Annotated in this window: 17 protein-coding genes and 1 pseudogene; 3 read left to right on the forward strand and 15 right to left on the reverse strand. The window is 33.6% G+C overall.

Annotated features, from left to right (window positions below):
• Positions 1 to 6 precede the first annotated feature (6 nt).
• Genes AAYQ19_RS12765 through AAYQ19_RS12775 form a run of 3 tightly spaced genes read right to left on the reverse strand, consistent with a single transcriptional unit; the run spans position 7 to position 4281 of the window.
• Positions 7 to 2397 (reverse strand): M28 family peptidase, encoded by a 2391-nt coding sequence (locus AAYQ19_RS12765; protein WP_343536741.1) that lies wholly within the window; start codon positions 2395 to 2397, stop codon positions 7 to 9.
• A gap of 10 nt (positions 2398 to 2407) precedes the next feature.
• A complete protein-coding gene (locus tag AAYQ19_RS12770; protein ID WP_132987834.1) occupies positions 2408 to 2755 on the reverse strand; it encodes a hypothetical protein in 348 nt (115 codons plus the stop codon).
• On the reverse strand, positions 2752 to 4281 hold the full coding sequence (locus AAYQ19_RS12775) for a GNAT family N-acetyltransferase (protein ID WP_343536742.1): 1530 nt from the start codon (positions 4279 to 4281) through the stop codon (positions 2752 to 2754). Before AAYQ19_RS12775 ends, AAYQ19_RS12770 begins: the two co-directional genes overlap by 4 nt.
• A gap of 748 nt (positions 4282 to 5029) precedes the next feature.
• Here AAYQ19_RS12775 and AAYQ19_RS12780 point away from each other — a divergent pair.
• Positions 5030 to 5353: a single-stranded DNA-binding protein gene (locus AAYQ19_RS12780; protein WP_445709695.1), complete on the forward strand. Its 324-nt coding sequence runs from the start codon at positions 5030 to 5032 to the stop codon at positions 5351 to 5353.
• A gap of 73 nt (positions 5354 to 5426) precedes the next feature.
• Here the strand turns inward: AAYQ19_RS12780 and AAYQ19_RS12785 are convergent, their stop codons facing one another.
• The 12 genes and pseudogenes from AAYQ19_RS12785 to metG (AAYQ19_RS12840) all read right to left on the reverse strand — a co-directional run bounded on the left by AAYQ19_RS12785 (position 5427) and on the right by metG (AAYQ19_RS12840) (position 17868).
• A complete protein-coding gene (locus AAYQ19_RS12785) occupies positions 5427 to 6119 on the reverse strand; it encodes a DUF2461 domain-containing protein (RefSeq protein ID WP_343536745.1) in 693 nt (230 codons plus the stop codon).
• A gap of 81 nt (positions 6120 to 6200) precedes the next feature.
• Positions 6201 to 6386: a hypothetical protein gene (locus tag AAYQ19_RS12790; RefSeq protein WP_026727441.1), complete on the reverse strand. Its 186-nt coding sequence runs from the start codon at positions 6384 to 6386 to the stop codon at positions 6201 to 6203.
• Between the two features lie 84 nt (positions 6387 to 6470).
• Entirely contained in the window at positions 6471 to 6989 is a 519-nt protein-coding gene (locus tag AAYQ19_RS12795; RefSeq protein WP_026727442.1) for a ferritin, read from the reverse strand.
• A 94-nt stretch (positions 6990 to 7083) separates the two neighbouring features.
• Positions 7084 to 8520 carry a hypothetical protein gene (locus tag AAYQ19_RS12800; protein WP_343536747.1) on the reverse strand — a complete coding sequence of 479 codons (1437 nt, stop codon included), beginning with the start codon at positions 8518 to 8520 and terminating at the stop codon, positions 7084 to 7086.
• Between the two features lie 157 nt (positions 8521 to 8677).
• Positions 8678 to 9814: an OmpA family protein gene (locus AAYQ19_RS12805; protein ID WP_343536749.1), complete on the reverse strand. Its 1137-nt coding sequence runs from the start codon at positions 9812 to 9814 to the stop codon at positions 8678 to 8680.
• Positions 9815 to 9912: 98 nt separating this feature from the next.
• On the reverse strand, positions 9913 to 11328 hold the full coding sequence (locus AAYQ19_RS12810; protein WP_343536750.1) for a hypothetical protein: 1416 nt from the start codon (positions 11326 to 11328) through the stop codon (positions 9913 to 9915).
• Positions 11329 to 11366: 38 nt separating this feature from the next.
• Positions 11367 to 11996, reverse strand: a complete 630-nt coding sequence (locus tag AAYQ19_RS12815; RefSeq protein WP_343536751.1) for a CatA-like O-acetyltransferase — start codon at positions 11994 to 11996, stop codon at positions 11367 to 11369.
• Positions 11996 to 12703 (reverse strand): HAD family hydrolase, encoded by a 708-nt coding sequence (locus AAYQ19_RS12820; RefSeq protein ID WP_026727447.1) that lies wholly within the window; start codon positions 12701 to 12703, stop codon positions 11996 to 11998. Before AAYQ19_RS12820 ends, AAYQ19_RS12815 begins: the two co-directional genes overlap by 1 nt.
• Positions 12704 to 12837: 134 nt before the next feature.
• Positions 12838 to 13725: a DMT family transporter gene (locus AAYQ19_RS12825; protein ID WP_343536752.1), complete on the reverse strand. Its 888-nt coding sequence runs from the start codon at positions 13723 to 13725 to the stop codon at positions 12838 to 12840.
• 35 nt (positions 13726 to 13760) lie between these two features.
• Positions 13761 to 15230, reverse strand: a complete 1470-nt coding sequence (locus AAYQ19_RS12830; RefSeq protein WP_343536753.1) for a hypothetical protein — start codon at positions 15228 to 15230, stop codon at positions 13761 to 13763.
• A gap of 128 nt (positions 15231 to 15358) precedes the next feature.
• A pseudogene (gene metG / locus AAYQ19_RS12835) lies at positions 15359 to 15700 on the reverse strand (methionine--tRNA ligase subunit beta); the annotation flags it as partial.
• Positions 15701 to 15810: 110 nt separating this feature from the next.
• On the reverse strand, positions 15811 to 17868 hold the full coding sequence (metG, locus tag AAYQ19_RS12840) for a methionine--tRNA ligase (RefSeq protein ID WP_343536754.1): 2058 nt from the start codon (positions 17866 to 17868) through the stop codon (positions 15811 to 15813).
• Positions 17869 to 18142: 274 nt separating this feature from the next.
• Here metG (AAYQ19_RS12840) and AAYQ19_RS12845 point away from each other — a divergent pair, with 274 nt between their 5' ends.
• Both AAYQ19_RS12845 and AAYQ19_RS12850 read left to right on the forward strand, forming a co-directional pair.
• The gene (locus AAYQ19_RS12845; protein ID WP_343536756.1) at positions 18143 to 19642 is read left to right on the forward strand and encodes a family 43 glycosylhydrolase; all 1500 of its coding nucleotides are present in this window, start codon (positions 18143 to 18145) and stop codon (positions 19640 to 19642) included.
• Between the two features lie 376 nt (positions 19643 to 20018).
• On the forward strand, positions 20019 to 20246 hold the full coding sequence (locus tag AAYQ19_RS12850) for a CDGSH iron-sulfur domain-containing protein (protein WP_290963233.1): 228 nt from the start codon (positions 20019 to 20021) through the stop codon (positions 20244 to 20246).
• Positions 20247 to 20328: the final 82 nt, after the last annotated feature.

Raw genomic sequence — 20328 nt, forward strand, 5'->3', positions numbered from 1 at the left:
ATTTTGTTATTGTGGTTGAACAATAGGTTTTATACTGTCTTTTGCTACCGTTAAACTATCTGTAACAGGAGCGACAGGTACTTGTGGAACTGGCGCCACATATCTTTTTATTTTTTGCTGAATCAAAACGGCATCATTCAACACAAAAGGAGTTGGCATCATCCAATCGCTTCTTGGTTTAACCTTAAGTAAAGGATTCGTCATCAAATCAAATGAACTTTCGATTAAATCCATGTCGAAAATTGAGGATTTATTGATATAGAACTCCATTGTTAATGGCTCGTTGCCTACAACATAATAGCATAGAACTTTCATGCCGTCACGTTCCAAGCGATTTCCTTTTTGGTTTGAAGCCGAAACGCCATTGGCTTTAAAGTTGAAAAATGTCATTTTTGGGTTTGCAAAAATGTCGTATCGGTTTACTTTTCTATTAGGTGTGATTTTGATTTTTATATATCTGTTATTGCCCACAACGCTGTCTTTCATGAATGAAATTGTTGGTTTTGGAACATCAACAACAGGGGCAATTGAGCTATAAGTAAATCCAGAATTGTATTTGCTTGCAAGCGGAAGGCTATTTAATCCTACTGCTTTTTGGTTTTTTTCGCCTAAATATGATTTGGTCCAATCGTCTAAATTTAAGTCGTAAGTAGTCCAAACGGCAGAATTGTTATTGGCATTATAAACATAAAGCAAACTATTTGATTTTGCTTTTCCAGGTTCATATCCAGAATGATACCCTGCGTAGATGAAAAAACCTATTGAAATGGCAAAGAACAACATTGTCCAAACGCCTTTTTTGATGAATGCACCAAAAATTGGAAGCAATAATCCGAAAGCAAGAACCGTTAGAATAGCACTTCCAAAAAGAATTTTCAATCCTAAACCTACTGGAAACATTACAATAAATGGCGCAACGATAACTAAAGCCGGAATAGAGAAAAGTAAATTCATTCCCAAACTATTATGCCCTGTAAGAACATAAATTCCGAATAAAATTACGCCAAAGTAAACTGGAACAATCAAGAAACCGGCTCCAACTAAGCTATTGGCAATAAATCCATTTATAATTATCCATAGGAGCAAAGCCGAAACAAAATGATTCATTGTTGCTTTTGTCTCAGAAAAATGATGATAGAATGCGAAACAAATTGCAATACTTAAAGTTACAAATGCACCAATATAAGCATGGCCATTATAAGTGAATCCGTTTAATAAATCAGAATATTGAGGATAAACTTCTAAAACAATTTTCCATCCCAAGAAAGTCACTAAGCCGGCAATCAAAACAGCGCCGATAAGCGGTACAAAACCTTTGAAGATCTCTCTGAAATTGACAATATGTTTAGCTTTTCCGATGAAAATAAAAAGAATCAATAATCCAAGAGCAATGAATGTCATTGGCATTACCCAAGAAAATGGATAGCTGATGAATGAAAACGGAATATTGAAGTAAACATCATCTTCTGTAGAATCTGTTGCATTCAAATCGGCATTTGAGAAATATTTCAACAAAGGCATCAAATAGGAACCTTGATGTGCAAGAGTTGTTTTGTTTAAATGCTGTACGTCATCTTGTTGGGTGTGGTAATTGTAATGCCCGTCAATAAAAGCAAAGTTGAAACCTTGAATTTTGCCTTGCTCTCTAAAAACAGTCAAATCGGTATCATTTGGAAGCATTTTGTAAATGCTGTACATCAATGAATTTGAAACGGGATAAGCCGCTTTTGCATTTGCAAATTCTTTTACAAGCGCCTTGTTTCCTTGGTTGGTTTCCATCAGCATATAACTCGGACCAGAAGAACCTCTAGCTTCGAAATTAAGTACTAGACCAACATCTTTTGCCCAAGGATGTTTGTTGACAAAAAGTGCAGCTCCATTTAATCCTAATTCTTCAGCATCAGAAAACAGAATTATAATGTCGTTTTTGTGCGGTTGTTTTGCGTATAAAAAAGCACGAATACCTTCTAAAATGGTGGCAACTCCGGAGGCATCATCACTTGCGCCTTTTGAAAAAGAATGTGGCGCACTGTCATAGTGTGAAAGCAATAAAAGTGCTTTGGAGTTATTGGAACCTTTTATGCGGGCTAAAATATTTTTTGATTTTACTAAAAGCCCTCTGTCGTTAAGTGTAAAACCTTCTTGGATTGAAGTTTCTAGTCCTATTCGGTTGAGTTCGAGTATTAAATAATTAGCAACAAGTTCATGATTAGTCGACCCTACATAATGCGGTTTTTGTGCAATAATTTCTACCTGATTCAAGGCTCTTTCCGTCGAGAATTCTGCGAGCGCTTCTTCTTCCCGAGAGATATATTGTGGCATCATCGTGGCATAAATTATGCCCAAAATGCCTAATACACAAAGAAATCCAAGAATTGAGGTGGGGTTTTTTTTCATGATGAATTGTCTATATTTCTTTTTTAACTAGCATAAAATAATCGTTGTCTAAGGAACGGTATCCTTGGTCATACAGGAAATAGTAGGTGTTCCCTGTTTTGGTCTGCAAGATATTGGTAAAGAAATCAAAATCAAAACCTTTATTTATCATTTTTTCCCTCGTTGCTTTAGATTTTCCGTCTGTATTTAACTCAGCCAAAATACGGTAATTTTTGCGTAATTTGTTGTTGACATTACGCATAAAATTTGTGCTGTCTTTGTTTATTTTGTTGTTGTAGGCATTTCGGCAGCTATCAGAACAGAATTTTTTGTCTTCTCTTCCAACAATTTTTTCGGAGCATTCGAGGCATGTTTTCATGTATTCAATTTTTTTATTTCATATAAATCTGTTCTTCTGTCTTTTAGAGTATGGACGCTTCCGTGTTCGTGAAGCTCTTTTAATAAATTTAAATCGACATCGACAATCAATGTCATTTCAGTATTCGGTGTAGCTTCGGCTTTGATTCCGTTACTTGGAAAAGCAAAATCTGATGGTGTGAAAACAGATGCCTGCGCATATTGAATATCCATATTATTGACTTTCGGAAGATTTCCAACGCAACCGGCAATGGCAACATAACATTCATTTTCGATGGCACGCGCTTGTGAACAATGTTTTACACGAGTATAACCATTTTGAGTGTCGGTCAAAAACGGAACAAAAAGGATGTTCATTCCTTCATCGGCCAAAAGTCTTGAGAGTTCTGGGAACTCAACATCGTAGCAAATCAAAATTCCAATTTTACCACAATCAGTATCAAAAGTTTTGAATTCTGATCCGCCTTTCATTCCCCAATGTACCACCTCATTCGGAGTGATATGAATTTTGGTATACATTTCTGAAGTTCCATCTCTTTTGCATAAAAAACCGACATTATATAAATTTCCGTTTTCCATGTACGGCATACTTCCTGTTATTATGTTTATGTTGTATGAAATCGAAAGTTCCTGAAAACGCTTTCTGACAGGTTCTGAATATCGTGCAAGTTCTCGAATGGCTTCTGCTTCTGATAAATGATTATAATCGGCCATTAATGGCGCAATGAAAAGTTCTGGAAACAAAGCAAAATCGCTTCCGTAACCCGAAACGACATCAATAAAAAACTCAGCTTGCTCAAAAAATTCTTCCAGATTATTCAGTTGACGCATTTGCCATTGAATCAAGCCAAGACGAATCACGCTTTTTTCAAGATTGATCAGTTTTGGATTTTCTTCATAATAAATATTATTCCACTCCAGTAAAACAGCAAATTCTTTAGATTCTTCGTCACCTTCTAGATAATTTTTGATAATTCGTAAAACGTGAAAATCATTGCTTAACTGAAAAGAAAGCACTGGGTCATAAAGTTCTTTGTGTTTTACTTTTTCGATATAATTTTTTGGAGTTAATTTTTTAGAATGTTGCGCATAATTCGGAATTCTTCCAGCAAATACAATAGCTTTCAGATTCAATTGTTCGCAAAGCTCCTTGCGCGCGTCATACAAACGGCGTCCCAATCGGAGACCACGATAATTTGGGTGGATGAAAACATCGATTCCGTATAAAATATCGCCGTCATAATTGTGAGTTGAAAAGGTGTAATCGCCGAGAATCTGGCTGTAGTTGTGTTTTTTGTCCACAAGTTTTTCATCGACAATAATCGATAAAGCTGATCCTACAACCTTGCCATCAACTAAAATTACCAATTGTCCTTCTGGAAAAATTCCTAGCAATTTTTCAATCTCTTTAGATTCCCAATAGGAGTTTGCCATTTCGGGATAAGATTGAATCATCGAGTTTTTTAACTGTTTGTAATCTTCGATTTCCAAATTACGAAGCTCAACTTTTTTGATTTTTGCCTGCATATATTTTAAACTCGTTTTGAATTTGAGCACGACCAAAAGTCGAAGCACAAAAGCTAATTGATTGTTATGTTAAATGTTAGGTGTGGTATTTTATTTCTCCTTCCCTATAAATAAAATAAAAAAGAAATATGCTATTGACTAAGCAAAGAATCATACCGTATCTTATTTGTGACAATCCTGGTAATGTTAATCCGAGAGCCACTAAAGAAAATATAATCGTAAATACGTTTATAAAACTTAATAAAAGCAGGTTGTAATGTCTGCGAAAAACACAAACTGCAATTGTTATATTTAGAAGCATAATGATCGTAAAGCCTGAAAAAACAGGTTCGAACGACATTGCTAGCTCATAACCGCTTATTGAAAAATTTTCCTTCGCTTTTTGGAAAGCGATTTCTTTTTCCGTTTCTGTTTTAGCGACCGAATAGCTTTTTATAAATCTGGATTCTCTGATGTTTTTATCTGAACACGTTTGAAAAAAAGGCATAAAGAAAATCAGCAAACTTATAATTGCCAAAAATCGTATGATAGACTTTCTTTTATTTTGTAAGTGCATCCGTATTAAAGTCAGAGATTACTCTCAAATATACAAAAATATTTCCATTTACAAACGGTTACAATTAGTTACAATCGAAAGTAAATAGTTTGCAACCGAATAATTTTTGAAAGTCAGCTCACTTTTGCATTGTTGAATTTGAGAAACAGATTCATTTATAAAAAATTTAAAATACTATACGCCATGAATGAAATGAAAAACAGAGTACAATTGATTGGAAATGTGGGAAACGAACCAGAGATTAAAACATTAGAAACGGGTAAAAAACTTGCGCATTTAACTATTGCAACAAATGATTATTACAAGAATGAGAAAGGTGAAAGAGTACAGCAAACGGAGTGGCATCGTGTAACGGCATGGGGAAAAGTCGCCGAAATTATTGAAAAATATGTAGTAAAAGGAAAAGAAGTCGCTGTTGAAGGAAAACTAACGCACAGAAGTTATGATGATAAAAACGGCGAGAAAAGATATATTACTGAAGTCGTTGTAAACGATATTTTGTTGTTAAGCAAATAATAGTATTTTGTTTAGATGTTAAACCCGACAGGTTTTCAAAACCTGTCGGGTTTGTTATTTTTAAAAATAGTTATTAAAGAATTGATACGCCATTGGTGTCTGTTGTAAGTACCTCACTCATATAATCAAAAAATGGACGCATATTTTTAAAAGCATCTAAAGCCAATTCTAAAAAATTTGAACTCAAAACTTCTTCATCTGAAAATCGCTTTATAACCAAAAATTGTTTGAAACGAAGCAAATCAATAGCGGGATGATCTACGTCGAAACCTTTTGGCTTTGTTTTGAGTTGTTCGCCTTGTAAGGTTCCGAAGTTGCTCACAAAAGATTTAGAATTTAATATTTTCTGGAAAGTCTCAGGATCTAGGGCAAATTCTGCTCGTATTCTTTTTAAATCTGCAGCATTTGGTCCCCAGAATCCGCCTGCGAAAAAGCTATTTCCTTTTTCCAAATGAAAATAATAGCCACCGCGACGTGCCGCAGTTGCGCGCGTATAGCTTCCTCCCCAATAGTGTTTAAAAGGAGTTTTATCTTTAGAAAAACGGATATCACGATAAATGCGATAGACACTTTTTTTTCCTGAGGTGTTTTCTAAAACATCAGTTTTAGACAATTCTTTAAGCAAAGCGCCTGCAAAAGTTTCAATATGATTGAGTTCGATTAAATATTGTGCTTTATTGGCTTCAAACCAAGGTTTGTTGTTGTTTTCTTTAAGCTGAACCAAAAAATCAAGACTTGATTTCGGGATGGTGATGATGTTTTCCATAATTGAATTTAAAATCAAAAGAGACTGCAATTTAAAACTAAAAAACCCACCAGAAAAATCTGATGGGTTTTGTTTATATCGTTAAGCCGTTTTTTTAAATAGATCAAACATAGGACAGCGTGAGCAACGCTTCTTTTCGCTTTTTTTATATTTCTCACAGCAAGAAGATTTACAGTTTTCAATCTTCTTAATCTTATCAAGGATAACAGCGTTTTTCTTTTTCTTTTTATCCTTTTTCTTGTCCTTGTCTTTTTCTTTCTTGCTCAAAATTTCCCTCTGTATTATTAAAAACAGAGCAAATATAAACCAAAAAAGTTATTTTTAAATGTTCTAAATAAACTTTAACTTTTTTTATTTTGGATTGATGGCAATAGAGCTCGTAACTGTTAATTGCTGAATATCACGATCAAACAAGTATAGTCCGCCTTTATCGTCGCCAATTAAGTTGATTTTATCCAAAATAGATTTAGCTGTAGCTTCTTCTTCGATTTGTTCAGAAACATACCATTGTAAGAAATTATGTGTTGCATAATCTTTTTCTTCAAAAGTAATATGCACTAATTCATTGATAGATTTTGAAACAAAAAGTTCATGATTGTAAAGCTCCTCAAACATTTCTTTAAAAGTAGAATAGCTAGTTTTAGGTGCTTTTAGATCGGTAACGTGAGCGTGTCCTCCGCGTTCGTTTACATACTTAACTAATTTAAGCATGTGTGCACGCTCTTCATCTGACTGTGTGTACATAAATTGAGCGATTCCCTCTAATCCGTGTACTTCAGCCCAACAAGCCATAGATAGATAAGTTTGCGAAGATTCTGCTTCTATGCGAATTTGCTTGTTTAAAGCTGTTTCAATATTTTTTGATAGCATAATGATGTCTTTTTTGTAAAATTAACAAAAATAATCCGTTCCGTTTTTGGGAAACAGCTAAAACATTAGAGATCTGGATTAATTTTCCTTAAAATTAATTTCTGCTTGAAGGCAAAGATTTTGTAAACATCGCTTTATTCATAATAGGATTTCCTGGGTTTTGATCCATGAAACCATCCGTGAACTTGCGCATTACATAGCTTTTTGTAGCAATATCATAATAACCTAAAATATAAAAATCTGGAACTTTAAGGATACTTACTAAAGAAATAGTTTTACTTGTGCTCAAAAAATAATTGAGATTGTCAATTGCCAAAGGTTCTAAGTGATCGTTGTTTATAAACTCAAAATCAGAATTTAAAGCTGTATCAAAGAAAACCATTTTGCTGGCATTTTGTACATTATTAAAATCCATGTTATTGTAGCTTAAGCCAAGTGTTTGATAAGCTGCAAATCCACCAAAAGTGACATAAGTATATTGTTTGCTTTTGAAAGCAGAAAGTGCCGAATTTACTGTAGATAACTGTTTTAGAAATTTGCTCGTTGTTTTTAACTTTTGAGGCCTCTCACCATTTATTTGCAAAAACATTGGCGAATTTTTAAAAGTGATGCTGTCGTTTTTGGAAATAGAAATGTTTTTAATGCTTTTTCCTGAATCAAAATCTTTTATGCTAAATAACATTTGATCACTGTTTGCACTAATTTGATATAATTTGTTTTCCAAATAAAATGAATTTGTTGTTGATGGGGTTTGCGTAACTGGCGTATCAAAGATTTTTTCGGTTACTTCATTCGTTTGAAAATTTAGATTAAATGCCTGAGTACGTTTTGTATTGTAATCAAAGGTGAGGACAATGCCATCATCATTGACATACATTTTGCTTTTATTTTCGCTTTTATCCAAGGAAGAAAAATCATCAGATTCAATTTTTTCAATCGGATAATGATATTGAATAAGTGCACTAAAAGAAACGCCTTGCCCTTTTTCATTTTTAAAAGAAAAAGGAGCGAAATTGAACATTTTTATTTCGCATTTTTCATTTCGGAATTCAAATAACAGCAAATGTTCCTGATCTTTTTCTTTGGAAACCACGTAAAAAGTATTGTTTTTTTGGAAAGAAGTTATAGTGTTTCCTGTATTTGCTGGAAAATCAAAACTTAGCGGATTTGATGTTTTGGTTTCTAGATTGTATTTTATAATTCGGATGTTTTTATGATTATCTGAACCCCAATACAGCGTCGGATTGCCATCTTCGCCAATGCTGTAGCCTATTAAAACTCTTTTTTGTTCAGCACGAAGTGTATCCTTGAATTGATTTACAAGGAACATTGATTTGTTATATTTTAAAATATTGATGGTTTTATTATCTGTTGCAAAAACATAAACTTCATGTGTTTTTACATCTTCGGCGTTTATAAGCTGGCCATTCTCTGTGGGTTTATTCAAATTCAGAACAGCAGAATTTAATATAGTTTGGCTTAACAATATAGATTGTGAAAGCAAAAGACATAAAAGCAGTAATTTTTTCATTAGGATTTGGTGGGATATATTTTCAAAATTAATGAAATAAAATGATTTTTTGCGAAGTAAAATTCATACAAGTTTGAGGCAGTTTCTTTTTTTTGAATCATAAAAAAAGCCCCAAAGAAATTTCTTTGAGGCTTAATTATTTGAAATAGAATAGAAATTATTTTACTCTAAAAGTAACTCTTCTAGCTAATCTTCTAGCTTCTTCAGAGTCTTTTTGGATAGAGGTATCAGCTCCTTCAGAAACAACATTTAATCTTGAAGATGAAATACCAGCTTTTTCTAAAATGGTTTTCACATTTGTTGCTCTCAAATTTGCCAATTTATTGTTGTATTCAGAACTACCTACTTGGTCTGCGTGTCCAACAACATTAATTGCTGCTGATGGATTTTTTCTTAAATAAGCTAAAATAACATCAATTGCAGCTGTTGAGCTTTCAATAGGAGTAGACTTGTTGAAATCAAAATAAACGCTATAATATTTATCATTGATCATGTCTTTAACAACATCTTTATCTGAAACTACAGTATTGTTAATTGGTTTTTCTACAATTACTTGTTTTTCAGGTGCATTTTTGATTTGTTGCTCAAGTCCTGCTACTTTATTTTCTAAAGCCGCAATATCAGCGTTGTCTGAAACTACAACCCAGTCTGCATGTTTAGCATTTTTGCCTAAATATACCTGCACACCGATAGTTCCATTAAACATCAATCCAGAAAAACCTCTGTTTCCTGTCAAGGCTGCACCATCAAAAGTATGATCTTGATAAGCATTTAAAATTGTGCTTGCATCGGCTGTCAAAGCTATTCTATCCGTTAGCCTAACTTGACCTGTTAATCCAGCAATTGCATTTCCAATTCTGTCTCTAACATGATAGTCTTTGTTTTCTAATTGAGCAACACCAAAACCTGCATGTGCTAATAAACCAAATGTATTTGTCCATGTTTCAAAATTCATGATGCGTCCCAAGTTAGCCACACCTTGCAGATCAATTCTGTAATATTTTGAATCAAAAGGAAGAGAGCTGTTTTTTTGCTCTGTTAAACTATTGTATCCAAAATCAGCTTTTAAACCAAACTTGTTATTCAGCATGTATCGTACACCCAAATCAGCAGTAAAAGGGCTAATTCTTGGGCTGTAATAATTGCTTGATGAAAATGGGCGTTGCGCTTTGTTTAAACCACCATTAAGTTCTACAGACCATTTGTTAAAATTATCTGCAGTTTTCGTCTCTGTTTGTGCACTTACATGCATAATACTTAAAGCAAATGCGAGCGTAATTACAATTTTTTTCATTGTTATTTGAGATTTTAAATTTTGCCCAAAAAAACAATTTATTGTAAGAATAATCTTCCGCTATAAGTTATATTTATAACAGAATAGGCTTAGATGGTTTATCGGTTTGCACTCTGATAAAATTCAGATTCATTGTTATCATCTGTGAATTTTCGCAGTGTATATTGTTTAGTTTTTAGGTCATAATAACCCAAAATGAAATAATCTTTGAATTTAAGAATGGAATGCATTCTGGTTTTTGAATTGTTGTCAATAAAATAGTAGATTTTATCTGTTGCGAGAGGTTCTTGTTGCAAGGACGTCGGGTTGAAATTGCTGTCCAAAATACTTTCAAAAAATACTGTTGTTGTGTAATAATTAGGAGTTTCGTTTACTTTTATAAAAAGAAATTCCGGTAAAAACTCTTCAAGAGGTTGTTGGTAATCTTGTTTTAATATGCCTCCTAAAGTAATATAAAGATTTTGATTGTTGCTAAAGACAGATAAAACGGCATTTGCGGCAGCTAATTCTTTTAAAAATTTAGCTGTGTTTTTTAGTTCTTTAGTTCTCTTATTGCCTTTTTGAATTTGAATTGGGGAGTTTTTAAAATGTATGCTGTCGTTTTTAGCGACCTCAAAATTTTTAACAATTTGGTCAGAGTCAGAATCTTTTATTTCAAAAAGAAACTCTTCATCATTTGCATTTATTTGATATAACTTATTGTTGTAGAAAAAAGAGTTTGATGTTTTTGGTTTTTTTTTACCAAGCGGCTGGGCAAAGTTTTTTTCTTTTATCTCAAGAGTATTTAAATCGATATCAAACAATTGTGTGTTTTTAATGTTGTGATCAAGCGTTAAAACTATTCGGTTTTTTTCTTGATAGAACTTAATCTTTGAATTTGCTTTATAAATGGAATTATATTCATTCAATTCCATTTTTTCAATAGGGTTTTCCGCTAGAAGCTGACGAAAGCTTTTGCGTGTCATATTGTTATTTTGAAAAATAAACGGACTAAAATCAAGTTCTTTTTGTTCAACTAATCCATTTTTAAAAACAAAAAGAGTAAATTTTGCTTCTGATTTGCTTTCACCAAGTATATGAAAAGCATTGTCGCTTTGATATTCTGCTCTAATAATATGTGTTGAAGCAGGAAACATAAATTGAATTGCTTTTGATGTGTTGTTTTCAAAATAATATTTAATAATAACAATATTATTGCCGTCAGATGTGCTCCAATATAAAGTAGGATTTCCGTCTTCGCTGAAACTATATCCCGTTAAAGTTCTGTTTTCTGTATAGGTGTTAGAACTGATAAATTGCTTAGTTAAAAACAGAGCACTATTATATCTTAAAATCTCAAAATCCTTCTCGGTTTTTGCAAAGACAAAGACTTCATTAGTTGCATCGTTTTTAGCCGTCAAAACCATTGAAGATTCTGGTTTTGAACCTAAATTTAAGGGGTAAGAAGTTAATACGGTTTGACTTAGTAAAACAGTATGGCTAAATACAGTAAGTAAAAGGTAAATTTGCTTCATACGTTTTTACGTACAAAAACTATTCCATTTTTTTATTTTTATGAGTTCATCAATTCCTGAAAGAAATCTACAAATTGCCCCATATGTAAACCATCCATTAAACCATGATGGACATACACTGCCATTGCAATTGTTCTTTTTCCAGTTTCAGCAACCATCATTTTTCCAAAAGAAACTTTAGGGCAGCTGTCAGGAAAAGTAAAGCTTCGCGCATGCGTGAGCGAGGTGAAATTCAACCACGGAATTGCCGAAAAATGAATCAAATTGTCATCATTAAATTCCCTTGTGAAGAGTCCGGTTGTGTTTTGAATACGTTCAATTTCTGCTAGAGCATTTTTTTCGAAAATTCTAAAATCCGGATTGTATTCAATTAAAGAAAATCCAAAAGTTCCATCTTCACGTCCGATTGTTGCCGATGCATCGATACGATCATTGATGTATATTTTGTCGTCTGAAATTCTATATTTGAAATTTTCAATAGCATTTACAGCCACCAATGTTTTATGGAGATAATAGATGAAAAATGAAGTTTTCAGCGCTTTAGCCGATTGATAAGCTTTGGTACAATCAATTTCTACAGTGGCGCCAAAAAAAGGTTCTTCCATTTGTTTGAAATGGGCGAAATGCTCTTTTCTATTCCAATTTTCTAAGTCTAAAAGTGTTTTCATTATAATAAATTCGGAACAACTTCGGCAATAGTTTCAAATGAACTAAAATGCTCGTGTTCGATAGTATGATTGATTTTTTCGTGTTCCCAAGTGGTGTGAAACGGAATATGAACGGCATAACCTCCAATTCCTAAAACAGGAAGAACATCTGATTTTAACGAGTTTCCGATCATTAAAAATTCATGTGCTTGAATATCTAAACGGCCTAAAAGTTTTTGATAATCGATTTCCTGTTTGTCTGACATTACTTCAATATGATGAAAATAATGACCCAAGCCAGAACGATGCAATTTGCTGTGCTGATCTTTTAAATCGCCTTTTGTGGCAACAACCAATTTGTATTTGCCTTTTAAGGCTTCAAGCGTTTCTTCAATTCCGTCTAAAAGTTCGATTGGTTTTTCTAACAATTCTTTTCCGTATTGAATTATTTTTTCAATTACAGCAACTGGAATGGTGTTGTTCGAAATGTTCATCGCAGCTTCAATCATTGAAAGAATGTAGCCTTTGATTCCGTAGCCATAAAGAGGCAGATTGGCAATTTCGATTTTGAATAATTCTTGCGAAATGCCTTGATGTGAAAGATAGTCTTCCATCAAGGCACAAAATTTATGTTCGGTTTCTTGAAAGTAAGGTTCGTTTACAAACAAAGTATCATCGGCATCAAATGCGATTACTTTTAAGTTTGGTATTTTAGTTTTATGTAACATGGTGTTTTTTGTTTTAAGTTTCAGGTTTTCTTTGTTTCAAGTTTTCGTCACAGATTAAAATGATTTGGAGAATTTTCTAAAAATAATCTGCCAAATCTGCCATCCCGATAGCTATCGGGAGCGAGAAACCTTAATTAGCTCTTAGAAAATAACCTTTTCAAAGAAATAGTTTTATCGTAAAAAGTAATTCGGATTCCGAATAACAGAATGATGCCACCGAAAACCATTTGTAAAGTTATTTTTTCTTCCAAAAACAACCAAGCCAAAATAGAGGTAATTACGGCTTGACTCAATAAACTCAATGAAACTCTGGTTGCACGCATATGTTGTGTTGCATAACTTATCGAAAGCCAAGCGCACAATTGACAAATTACGGCTTGCAAAATCAAAACAAACCAGCCAGCATTTGAAAATCCTCTAAAAGGTTGATTTAATGAATAACAAAGAATTCCCAAATAAATACTTGAAGCCATTAAGCTGATGGTCATAAACGAAAGCACATCAACAGTAGAAAGTACATTTTTGCTAACCAAAAGATAAATCGAATATAAGATTCCAGACAAAACTGCGAAAAGAAATGCCTGATCGAAGTTTAAATCGATAAAAAACTCAAAGCCAACCAAAGTAACCATCCCCAATAAAGCGACTAATGTACCTATCCAGAAATTTGTTGCCGGTTTTGATTTTAAGAATAAAAATGAACCAACGCCAACCCAAACCGGAGATAGATTCGTCAAAAGCGAAGCTTGCGTTGCGCTTGAATCCTGAATGGCAATATTCCAAACCGCAACATCTGAGGCAAATAAAATACCACAAAGTGCTGCCAAAAGAGTAAATTTTAGACTTGGAAGCTTGAAATTTTTGCTAAATATAACATAAGGCAAAAGCAAAGTCACAGCAAAAAACATTCGGTAAAAAGCCGAAATTAATCCTGGAGTTAAACGCAATTTTACCAATATCGGAAAAATCGAAATGCAAAGTATACCGCAGATTAGGGCTAATCTTGGTTTTGTGAGTTTCATTTTTATTTAATTATTTGTTTTTATTGTTTGTGATATTATTCACTAAACTTGAAAATCTGATATTTCTTATTCTCTTTATTATAATTTCCGAGATATAAAGAAGCATCAAATTTAAAAAGAATTAAGTCCTTATAAAGTTCAGTTCCAAATATTGACGGCGTTTCTTTAAGATCTTCGCTTTCTTCCAGAAATGTTCTTGCTTTTTCAAACGCAGAAGTTTCGATTTTATCATTTAGATGATTAAAATTTGAATCAAATAAACAATTAACGTATACAACATTTTTATCTCTGTATGAAATTAAATTTTCGATGGTGTAGTTACTTCCAAAAGTAACAGTAGGTGCTCCAAAACCACCTCCAAAACCACCAGCCATTGGCGCACCAGCATGTGAAATATCTTGTGAACTTCCAATGACAGTATAATATAAACCATTTTTATTGTAGCACGATATACTTGGATTTGAGTTATTTATTTTGCGTATAAACTGCTTTGGTTTTTCAAGTACTTTTTTGTTTTTTAAACTACCTATTTCCTGAAATACGTCAGAATTTTTAAATGGAATCTCTTCATCTCGTAATGCTTTATACTCATTAATTTTATTGCCATCTAGATCACTAACTGTAAAAAATAGAACTTGAGGGTTTGTTTTTATTTGAAGAATTTTATCCTCAATCAGGAACGAATTTGATTTAAATTCAAGAGATTCATACTCGCCACGTCTAATAGATGGTTGATCTATAACTCTTGAAACAAAACTAAAATCAGTAAGATTAATTTTTAAAAGATCTGTAAAATAGGCATTATTGTCTATTGTAAGAATGATTTCGTTGTTTCTGTATGTGTAAATTTTAAAAGGTTTTGAGCTTAGAGCCAATGAGGGTGCATTATCATTGCTAATGTTTTGCACATAAAAATTAGAAAACTCTTCAGTTAAAGCTGTATATAAAAGCACTTTTGTACCAAGTGAATTATGAAAATCTAAAGTTGAAAGATCAATTTTTTTTGTATTTAGATTTCCATTAGAATCAAAAATATAAAAGTTTAAAATGCTACTATTTTTGACAATTGTAATTAAGTAAAAAAGGTTGTTTATAGTGAGTTCTTTAACAATTTTTTCTTTCTTGAGGTCTAAATCAAAAGCCGTCGTTCCGCTTTGTTTGGTATCGAAATTAAAGAACTGTGAAATGATTTTTTTTCGGTCTTTAGAACCCCAAAAAATAGAATAATTATTTTCTTTCTGGCTGTAGCCTAAAATTTCAGCATATGATTTTTCTGGTCTCTGTGCTGTTAGAGAGTCATTAATGTTGAATTTATTATTGAATCGTACAGATGTTACTTTTTCTTTATCATAAAGAAATAGAACGACTTCTTTTTTAGGTTCGTTTGTTACTTGAAAAAAATCTCTTTTTCGTTCTAATTTTAAATCAAATTCGTTTACTATTTCTTGAGAGAATGAAATATAAATATTTAAGAATAATAAAATTGATAGTATTTTTTTTGTCATTGAAGTAGTTTGATTAGTTTATTTTTGGCGAATATCAGATTTTTTGAAGACTTGCGAAATGTTTACAAAAAAAAGCGCGAATCAATTAAAAATTAATCGATTCACGCAGTTTTGTTTGGTTTACAAATTTAGTTTACTGTTGCTCCATTCGGCGCATCCGCATCTGGATTTACGAAAACTAATTTTCCTTCCGCATTGGTTGTCATTAAGATCATTCCTTGGCTTTCAACACCACGCAACGCTCTTGGCGCTAAATTTGCCAAAACAGAAACTCGTTTTCCAATGATTTCTTCTGGAGAAAAACTCTCCGCAATTCCTGAAACAATTGTACGAACGTCAATTTCTGTATCAACTTTAAGAATCAAAAGTTTGTCTGCTTTTGGCATTTTTTCAGCTTCAAGAATAGTTCCGATACGAATATCCATTTTTGCAAAATCATCAAATTGAATCAGATCTTTTTGAGGTTCAATGTTTTCTGTAGTAGTCATAAAAATATAGAATCAAACAATTAAAAAATAAGACAGTAACTAAGATTATTAATAGCCTGAATGGATTGATTCAGGCTGGCATAATTTATATCTTAACTTACAGTCGCTCCATTTGGCGCATCAGCATCTGGATTTACGAAAACTAATTTTCCTTCTGCATTGGTTGTCATCAAGATCATTCCTTGACTGTCAACACCACGTAAATCTTTTGGCGCTAAGTTTACTAAAACCGAAACTCTTCTTCCTATAACTTCTTCTGGAGAAAAACTTTCAGCAATTCCCGAAACAATGGTACGAACATCGATTCCTGTATCTACTTTTAGCACTAAAAGCTTTTTCGCTTTTGGCATTTTTTCAGCTTCTAAAATAGTTCCGATACGAATATCCATTTTCGCGAAATCCTCATATTGAATTAAATCTTTTTGAGGCTCTGCTTGTTTGTTTTCAGCCAGATTTGCTGTTTTTGTTGCTTCTAGCTTATCTATTTGTTTTTGTATTTCTTCGTCTTCGATTTTAGCGAATAGCAATTCTGCTTCACCAATTTTGTGTCCAGATGCAATTAATTCTGAATTTTCAGCAACGTCAGCCCATTTCAAGTTTCCTTCATTTTTAAGAATTCTTGACAACTTAGCTGCGGTAAACGGTAAAAACGGTTCAGCTAAAACACTTAAAGCTGCGGCGATTTGCAACGCTACATACATTTGAGTTTTTACACGCTCTGGATTATCTTTCATCACTTTCCAAGGCTCTTCGTCTGCTAAATATTTATTTCCTAAACGGGCAACATTCATCAATTCACCTAAAGCTTCACGGAATCTGTAACGCTCAACTGAACTTGAAATCACAGCTGGATATGCTTTTAATTCGGCTAAAGTCGCGTCGTCAATTTCTGTAAATTCGTTTGGCGCCGGAATAACACCATCATAATATTTGTTGGTTAACACCACCACACGATTTACAAAGTTTCCGAAAATGGCAACTAATTCATTGTTATTTCTAGCTTGGAAATCTTTCCAAGTAAAATCGTTATCTTTTGTTTCAGGCGCGTTTGATGTCAATGCATAACGCAAAACATCCTGCTTTTCTGGGAAATCTTCTAAATATTCGTGCAACCAAACTGCCCAGTTTTTAGAAGTCGAAAGTTTATTCCCTTCTAAATTCAAGAACTCATTTGCTGGAACGTTGTCTGGTAAAATATAGCTTCCTTCTGCTTTTAACATCGCTGGGAAAATGATACAATGGAAAACAATATTGTCTTTTCCGATAAAGTGAACCAATTTCGTTTCTTCATCTTTCCAATACGGTTCCCAGTCTTTTCCTTCACGCGCTGCCCATTCTTTTGTAGAAGAAATGTAACCAATAGGCGCATCAAACCAAACGTATAATTTTTTGCCTTCCGCACCTTCAACAGGAACATCAATTCCCCAATCAAGGTCACGTGTTACAGCACGAGGTTCTAACCCAGCATCAATCCATGATTTTACTTGTCCGTAAACGTTTGCTTTCCAGTCATTTTTGTGACCTTCTAAAATCCATTCACGTAAAAAGGAATCATAACGATCCAAAGGTAAAAACCAGTGTTTGGTTGATTTTAAAACTGGCGTTTCTCCGGTAATTGTCGATTTTGGATTGATCAAATCTGTAGCATTCAAAGTAGATCCGCAGTTTTCACATTGATCTCCATAAGCTCCTTCATTACCACATTTTGGACAAGTTCCTACAACAAAACGGTCTGCTAAAAACTGATTCGCTTTTGCATCATACAATTGTTCTGTAACTTCTTCAATAAAATCTCCTTTATCATACATTGTTCTGAAGAATTCCGAAGCTGTATCATGATGAATTTTTGCCGAAGTTCTAGAATAATTGTTGAATGAAATTCCGAAATCTGAAAACGATTTGCGAATGATTCCATCATATTTATCAATAACTTCTTGTGGTGTAATTCCTTCTTTTTTGGCTTTCATAGAAATTGCAACGCCGTGTTCATCGCTTCCACAAATAAACGCAACGTCTTTTCCTTGCAAACGCAAGTATCTCGAATAGATATCTGCAGGCACGTAAACCCCCGCCAAATGTCCAATATGGATTGGTCCGTTGGTGTAAGGCAATGCCGCCGTAATTGTATATCTCTTTGGATTCTGTATCATAACTCAATTTTATTGAGTGCAAAAATAAGCAATAGAATCGAGATTTCGTTATTACGCAGAGATTCGCTGGTAATTTCGCAGAGATTCACAACGAAAAAGCGAAAAGATTCGCAAAGATCTTTTTTATAGAAGTGAAAATTAATCTCGCAAAGTCGTAAAGTTTTTCCTTCGAGTTCGTCGAAATGACAAATAGTACTTTAACAATAGTCAACAAAATTTTCCTCAATAAAAACCTTATGGTCTTTTTGACTATATTTGAAAAAAATATCAAAACATGAAAAAGATATATCTAGTTTTTTTTGTACTGCTTTCGTTTTGCGGTTATTCTCAATCGCAATCTGTAGAAAGTCTAAAACAAAACCAATATTCCAATCCAATATTTGCGGGCGATTATCCTGATCCGAGTATTTTGAGAGACGGAAAAGATTACTACGTTGTTCATTCTTCTTTCGATTATTATCCTGGGCTTTTAATCTGGCATTCGACCGATTTAATGAATTGGGAACCGGTAACCAATGCACTTCATAAATATGTTGGAGCAGTTTGGGCGCCCGATTTGATAAAGTACAACAACAAATATTACATCTATTTTCCTGCTAACAATACCAATTTTGTTGTAACAGCCGATTCTATAGATGGTCCTTGGAGCGAACCTGTAGATTTGAAAATAGGAAATATTGATCCAGGACATATTACCGATGATAAAGGAAATCGCTATTTGTATTTCAGCAATGGTGGTTACGTTGCTTTATCAAAAGACGGACTTTCGGTTACAAGCGAATTAACACATGTTTATGATGGTTGGAAAATTCCCCGTGAATGGAGCATTGAGTGTTTTTGCATGGAAGGGCCAAAATTGTTCAAACGTGGAGAATATTATTATTTGACTGTTGCCGAAGGTGGCACTGCGGGCCCAGCGACAAGTCATATGGTCATTTCGGCAAGATCGAAATCGCTTTTTGGACCTTGGGAAAACTCGCCTTATAATCCAATTGTGAGAACCAATAGCAGTGCTGAAACTTGGTGGTCAAAAGGACATAGCACCGTTTTTGAAGATATAAACGGAAAATGGTGGATGATTTTTCATGGTTATGAAAAGGATTACTACAATTTAGGACGCCAGACTTTATTGCAACCTGTTGAATGGACTAAAGACGGCTGGTACAAAATTCCAGATACAATCGAAACCGATAAACCCATTGCAAAACCAGAAGGAAAAACGCTTCCTGAATTTTCTTTGAGTGACAATTTTGGCGGTTCGGCTCTTAAATCACAATGGAAATTTTATAGCGGAGTAGAAGCTTCAAGATTTAAAGTAGCGAACAACACATTAACAATTGAAGGAAAAGGTGATGGAGTAGGAAACAGTTCTCCGCTTGTTATCGTTCCAGGTGGGCATTCTTATTCTGCTGAAGTAGAAATGGAAATTGAAGGTGATGCAACAGGAGGTTTGGTGCTTTTTTATGACAAAAAATATTATTCGGGAATTTTGGCGAATCAAAACGATATTTTGGCCAATTTAAGAGGATGGCAATTTCCAACAGAAAAAAGTATACATTCAAGAAAAGTTTTTCTGAAACTAAAAAACATCAAAAATACGGTTGATATGTTCTATAGCCTTGATGGGAAAGATTGGAAGAAAATCGAAAATTCTGTAGAAGTTTCAGGATATAATCACAATGTTTTGAGTGGATTTTTAGGATTGAGAATTGGTCTTTGTTCTATTGGGAAGGGAAGTGTGAAATTTAAAAACTTTGTTTATAAGAAGCTTTAGTTTTTTTGCCACTAAGGCGTTAAGGCGGGAAGATTTTTGTTCTAGTTTGTCATTTCGACGGAGGAGAAATCTCCACGAGTAACTCCGCTCCTAAAAGCGCCAATCTTTGTCGAGCTTCTTTCGGGGATTTCTCCTCCGTCGAAATGACAAACAGTACGCCTGCCTTTGTCTTAAAATTAAACTTTGTGACTCTGCGACTTTGCGAGATTATTTCAATTCTAATAAAAAATCTTTGACAATCTTTGCGGACTTCGACTTCGCTCAGTCTGACAATAGCAGTGGAAAAACTGATAAAATAGAACCAGTTTAAACTACGTTTCAAGCTTATAAATGAGAATATATTTCGCAATCTTTGCAGCCGAAAAAAAACAAATTTATGAGCAAGACTAAATTAATCATCAATAAAAATGGATCAATCAAAATTGAAGGCGATTTTGAAATCATGGATCCAGAAGGAACACTTTATGGTTTACAAGGAAGATCTGCATTAGGTCTTTGCCGTTGCGGACATTCTGCAAACAAACCATTTTGCGATGGTGCGCACAGAAATAATTTTGAGCACGATTCAAAAGCATTTGATTTGCCACCAATGAAAACGAACTAAGAAATTCTATTTCTGTTATAGTAAAAGCTGCATTTATTGCGGCTTTTTTTATTTCTTCTATTTGAAAGAATTTTCGAATAAA

Source organism: Flavobacterium mesophilum, assembly GCF_039581405.1.
Lineage (GTDB): Bacteria > Bacteroidota > Bacteroidia > Flavobacteriales > Flavobacteriaceae > Flavobacterium.

What these genes read in the sequence shown, in the direction of transcription:
- AAYQ19_RS12765 (WP_343536741.1), bottom strand. Translation starts at nt 2,397, where the DNA reads ATGAAAAAAAACCCCACCTCAATTCTTGGATTTCTTTGTGTATTAGGC.
- AAYQ19_RS12770 (WP_132987834.1), bottom strand. Translation starts at nt 2,755, where the DNA reads ATGAAAACATGCCTCGAATGCTCCGAAAAAATTGTTGGAAGAGAAGAC.
- AAYQ19_RS12775 (WP_343536742.1), bottom strand. Translation starts at nt 4,281, where the DNA reads ATGCAGGCAAAAATCAAAAAAGTTGAGCTTCGTAATTTGGAAATCGAA.
- AAYQ19_RS12780 (WP_445709695.1), top strand. Translation starts at nt 5,030, where the DNA reads ATGAAAAACAGAGTACAATTGATTGGAAATGTGGGAAACGAACCAGAG.
- AAYQ19_RS12785 (WP_343536745.1), bottom strand. Translation starts at nt 6,119, where the DNA reads ATGGAAAACATCATCACCATCCCGAAATCAAGTCTTGATTTTTTGGTT.
- AAYQ19_RS12795 (WP_026727442.1), bottom strand. Translation starts at nt 6,989, where the DNA reads ATGCTATCAAAAAATATTGAAACAGCTTTAAACAAGCAAATTCGCATA.
- AAYQ19_RS12800 (WP_343536747.1), bottom strand. Translation starts at nt 8,520, where the DNA reads ATGAAAAAATTACTGCTTTTATGTCTTTTGCTTTCACAATCTATATTG.
- AAYQ19_RS12805 (WP_343536749.1), bottom strand. Translation starts at nt 9,814, where the DNA reads ATGAAAAAAATTGTAATTACGCTCGCATTTGCTTTAAGTATTATGCAT.
- AAYQ19_RS12810 (WP_343536750.1), bottom strand. Translation starts at nt 11,328, where the DNA reads ATGAAGCAAATTTACCTTTTACTTACTGTATTTAGCCATACTGTTTTA.
- AAYQ19_RS12815 (WP_343536751.1), bottom strand. Translation starts at nt 11,996, where the DNA reads ATGAAAACACTTTTAGACTTAGAAAATTGGAATAGAAAAGAGCATTTC.
- AAYQ19_RS12820 (WP_026727447.1), bottom strand. Translation starts at nt 12,703, where the DNA reads ATGTTACATAAAACTAAAATACCAAACTTAAAAGTAATCGCATTTGAT.
- AAYQ19_RS12825 (WP_343536752.1), bottom strand. Translation starts at nt 13,725, where the DNA reads ATGAAACTCACAAAACCAAGATTAGCCCTAATCTGCGGTATACTTTGC.
- AAYQ19_RS12830 (WP_343536753.1), bottom strand. Translation starts at nt 15,230, where the DNA reads ATGACAAAAAAAATACTATCAATTTTATTATTCTTAAATATTTATATT.
- metG (WP_343536754.1), bottom strand. Translation starts at nt 17,868, where the DNA reads ATGATACAGAATCCAAAGAGATATACAATTACGGCGGCATTGCCTTAC.
- AAYQ19_RS12845 (WP_343536756.1), top strand. Translation starts at nt 18,143, where the DNA reads ATGAAAAAGATATATCTAGTTTTTTTTGTACTGCTTTCGTTTTGCGGT.
- AAYQ19_RS12850 (WP_290963233.1), top strand. Translation starts at nt 20,019, where the DNA reads ATGAGCAAGACTAAATTAATCATCAATAAAAATGGATCAATCAAAATT.